Genomic DNA, 3,553 nt, shown 5'->3' with positions numbered 1-3,553 from the left:
ATCCTCGGCGAAGGCCGGCTCGCCGGCCGGGCCACGGAGCGCTTCGACGAGCTGCTGGACACCGCGCCGGGGCCTGCATTGGACGCCGCCCATGCGCAGGTCGGTCCGGACACCATCGTCAAGCTGATGTTCACCTCGGGCTCGACCAAGGCGCCCAAGGGCGTGATCGTGACGCAGCGCATGTGGTGCGCCAACCAGCAGATGACGCTGCAGACGCTGCCCTTCCTGGCGGAGGAGCCGCCGGTGGTGCTGGACTGGCTGCCGTGGAATCACACCTTCGGCGGCAACCACAACCTGGGCATCGTGCTCTACAACGGCGGCAGCCTCTACATCGACGAGGGCAAGCCGGTGCCGGGCCGCTTCGAGGACACGCTGCGCAACCTGCGCGAGATCGCGCCGACGATCTTCTTCAACGTGCCCAAGGGGTATGACGAGCTGGTCTCGGCGCTGCGGGCCGACACCGCGCTGCGCGACCACTTCTTCAGCCGGCTGCGCCTGGTGGAATGCGGCGGCGCGGGGCTCTCGGCCAAGACGCTGGACGCCTTCAACCAGCTGGCCGAGGCGGCCATCGGCGAACGCATCCGCCTGGCCGCGGGGCTGGGCATGACCGAGACCGCCCCGACCTGCACCTTCGCCATCCCCGAGGCCAGCCGGCCCGGCTTCATCGGCTGCCCGGTGCCCGGCGTGGAGGTCAAGCTGGTGCCGGCCGGCGACAAGCACGAGGTGCGCTTCCGCGGCCCCAATGTGATGCCCGGCTACTGGCGCGAGCCCGAGCTGACGCGCGAGGCCTTCGACGACGAGGGCTACTACCGCACCGGCGACGCCGCGCGGCCCGCCGATCCCGCCGACCCGGCCCAGGGCCTGATGTTTGACGGCCGCATCGCCGAGGACTTCAAGCTGTCCACCGGCACCTTCGTCAGCGTCGGACCGCTGCGCGCGCGCGTGGTCGCGCTGGGTTTCCCCTGCGTGCACGACGCGGTCGTCACCGGCCTGGGGCGCGACGAGATCGGCCTGCTGATCGTGCCGCGCCTGGGCGAGGTCCGCCGGCTGGCGGAGCTGCCCGACAGCCTGCCCGCCGCCCAGGTGCTGGCCCATGCGATCGTGCGCGGCTTCTTCCAGGACCTCGCCGACCAGCTCTGGGCCCAGGGCACCGGCAGCGCCAACCGCCCGGCGCGGCTGCTGCTGCTCGCCGAGCCGCCGTCCATCGACGGCGGCGAGATCACCGACAAGGGCTCGATCAACCAGCGCGCGGTGCTGAGCCGCCGCGCGGCGCTGGTCGAGCTGCTGCACGAGGCCGCCGACGGCCATCCCGACGTCATCACCCCCCACCGCTGACCACCATGAACCTCACTGGACAAGCCGCCCTCGTCACCGGCGCCGGCTCCGGCCTCGGCGAAGCCGTGGCCCGCACCCTCGCCGCCCAAGGCGTTCGCGTCGCGCTGCTCGACATCAACGAAGCCGGCGCGCGCCGCGTGGCCGACGACCTTGGCGCCGACCGCGCGCTGGCGCTGCGCTGCGACATCACCGATGCCGCCTCCGTCACCGCCGCGCTGGACGCCGCCACGGCCGCCCACGGCCCGGCCCGCGTCCTCATGAACGTCGCCGGCATCGGCACCGCCAAGCGCATCGTGCAGCGCGACGGCTCGCCGGCGCCGCTGGAGGACTTCGAGCGCGTCGTGCGCATCAACCTGATCGGCACCTACAACATGACGCGCCTGGCGGTGAGCCGCATCGTGGCGCTGGCGCCGCTGGCCGACGGCGAACGCGGTGTCGTCGTCAACACCGCCTCGGTCGCCGCCTTCGATGGCCAGGTCGGCCAGGAGGCCTACTCGGCCTCCAAGGGCGGCATCGTCGGCATGACGCTGCCGCTGGCGCGCGACCTCGCCCAGTTCGGCGTGCGCGTCTGCACCATCGCGCCCGGCCTGTTCGCCACCCCGCTGATGAAGGAATTGCCCGAGGAGGTGCAGCAGAACCTGGCCGCGTCCATCCCCTTCCCCAAGCGCCTGGGCCTGCCCGAGGAATTCGCCGCGCTGGCCGCGCACATCGTCGCCAACGGCCACCTCAACGGCGAGGTCATCCGCCTCGACGGCGCGCTGCGCATGGCGCCGCGCTGAGCGCGCCGGTCCCGCCCCAGGCCCGTTCCCGAGGAGTTCCCATGTTCATCACCAACACCTGGTACGTCGCCGCCCGCAGCGAGGAGGTCGGCACCGACAAGCCGCTGGGCCGCAAGATCTGCAACCATGCGATGGCCTTCTTCCGCGACAGCGCCGGCGCCGTCCGCGCGGTGGAGGACTTCTGCCCGCACCGCGGCGCGCCACTGTCGCTGGGCCGCGTGAACGGCGACACCCTGGTCTGCGGCTACCACGGCCTGGCCATGGGCGGCGACGGCAGGACCGTGTCCATGCCCTGCCAGCGCGTGCGCGGCTTTCCGGCCATCCGCAGCTTCCCGGTCCATGAGGCGCACGGCTTCATCTGGGTCTGGCCGGGCGACGCCGCGCAGGCGGACCTGGCCGCGCTGCCGGCCTTCGAGTGGCTGGGCAACCCGGCCTTCGGTTACGGCGGCGGCCTGTACCACATCGCCTGCGACTACCGGCTGATGATCGACAACCTGATGGACCTCACGCACGAGACCTATGTGCATGCCGGCAGCATCGGCCAGAAGGAGATCGACGAGATCCCCTGCACCACGCGCGTGGACGGCGACCACGTCATCACCGAGCGCCACATGCAGGGCATCGAGGCGCCGCCGTTCTGGCGGATGGCGCTGCGCATGAACGGCCTGCCCGAGGACCAGCCGGTGGACCGCTGGCAGATCTGCCACTTCACGCCGCCCAGCCACATCATGATCGAGGTCGGCGTGGCGCTGGCCGGCCATGGGGGCTACGAGGCGCCCGACGAGGTCAAGGCGGCGAGCTGGGTGGTGGACTTCATCACCCCGGAGACCGACACCTCCATCCACTACTTCTGGGGCATGGCGCGCAAGTTCAAACCCCAGGACCCGGCGCTCACCGAGCAGATCCGCGAAGGCCAGGGCCGGATCTTCGCCGAGGACCAGGAGATGCTGGAGCGCCAGCAGCAGAACCTGCTGGCCTGGCCGCAACGCCAGCTGCTGATGCTCAACATCGACGGCGGCGGCGTGCAGTCGCGCAAAGTCATCGATCGGCTGATGGCGGCGCGGGCATGAGCGCGCCGATCCTCGCGCCCATCACGGCGCTGATCCCCGTCCGCGTCCAGGCCAAGCCGCCGCCGCGCGGGACGTCTGCGCCGTCACCCTCGTGGCCGCCGATGGCGGCGCCCTGCCCGCGTTCACCGCCGGCGCGCATGTGGACGTCCATCTGCCGGGCGGCCTGGTGCGGCAGTACTCCCTCAGCAACGATCCCGCCGAGACCCATCGCTACGTGCTGGGCGTGCTGCTGGAAGCGACCTCGCGCGGCGGATCGCGCGCGGTGCATGAGCAGTTGATGCCGGGCCAGACGCTGCAGATCGGCGCGCCGCGCAATCATTTCCCGCTGGTGCCGTCGGCCCGTCGCAGCCTGCTGATCGCCGGCGGCAT

The 3,553-nt window shown here is 71.8% G+C and carries 4 protein-coding genes; all 4 read left to right on the top strand.

Annotation, left to right across the window (positions count from 1 at the left end; all coding sequences use genetic code 11):
* Nucleotides 1-1,335, top strand: a 1,335-nt coding sequence (locus FUT87_RS22585; protein WP_147242465.1) for an AMP-binding protein, incomplete at its 5' end; no start/stop codon positions are given.
* Between the two features lie 5 nt (nt 1,336-1,340).
* A complete protein-coding gene (locus FUT87_RS22580) occupies nt 1,341-2,114 on the top strand; it encodes an SDR family NAD(P)-dependent oxidoreductase (protein WP_147242464.1) in 774 nt (257 codons plus the stop codon).
* A gap of 41 nt (nt 2,115-2,155) precedes the next feature.
* Complete coding sequence (locus FUT87_RS22575; RefSeq protein ID WP_147242463.1) at nt 2,156-3,184, top strand: aromatic ring-hydroxylating dioxygenase subunit alpha; 1,029 nt, start codon at nt 2,156-2,158, stop codon at nt 3,182-3,184.
* A 91-nt stretch (nt 3,185-3,275) separates the two neighbouring features.
* Nucleotides 3,276-3,553, top strand: a 278-nt coding sequence (locus FUT87_RS22570) for a ferredoxin reductase (RefSeq protein ID WP_186830708.1), incomplete at its 3' end; no start/stop codon positions are given.

The organism is Mitsuaria sp. TWR114 (assembly GCF_007997345.1).
This window is presented reverse-complemented; position numbering and strand designations above follow the sequence as displayed.

What these genes read in the sequence shown, in the direction of transcription:
- FUT87_RS22580 (WP_147242464.1), top strand. Translation starts at nt 1,341, where the DNA reads ATGAACCTCACTGGACAAGCCGCCCTCGTCACCGGCGCCGGCTCCGGC.
- FUT87_RS22575 (WP_147242463.1), top strand. Translation starts at nt 2,156, where the DNA reads ATGTTCATCACCAACACCTGGTACGTCGCCGCCCGCAGCGAGGAGGTC.